The organism is Affinundibacterium fentianense (genome assembly GCF_018139545.1).
Taxonomy (GTDB): Bacteria; Pseudomonadota; Gammaproteobacteria; order Burkholderiales; family Burkholderiaceae_D; genus Undibacterium; species Undibacterium fentianense.
On record NZ_JAGSPJ010000024.1, the window covers coordinates 1 to 328 of the forward strand.

Here is a 328-nt window from a genome sequence, read left to right on the forward strand (position 1 = left end):
ATGACAATATCGTGGCCGGTTCCGGTAACAATACAATTATAGGTGGAGCTGGAAACGATACGATCAGTTGCGGTTCAGGTGTGGATATCGTGGTTTTCGGTTCAGTCCTTGACGCAAATACCAACGTCGATACGATATCGTGGTTTAAACATGGCGTTGATTCTATTGCCTTGTCGCGTTTTGTATTTTCTCATCTTCCTATAGGCCCTCAAATCTCGTCAGACAATTTTGTCGCAAACACCAATCCCGCTGCGCGCGACGCGAACGACTACATTCTCTACAACACCACTAACGGTAAGCTTTTCTATGACTCTGATGGTTCCGGCGC

Annotated in this window: 1 protein-coding gene; it reads left to right on the forward strand. The window is 46.6% G+C overall.

The genetic code is table 11. From position 1 onward, the window contains the following. Positions 1 to 328 (forward strand): M10 family metallopeptidase C-terminal domain-containing protein (locus tag KDM90_RS17635; protein WP_212676938.1); only part of this gene is annotated, 328 nt, incomplete at both ends.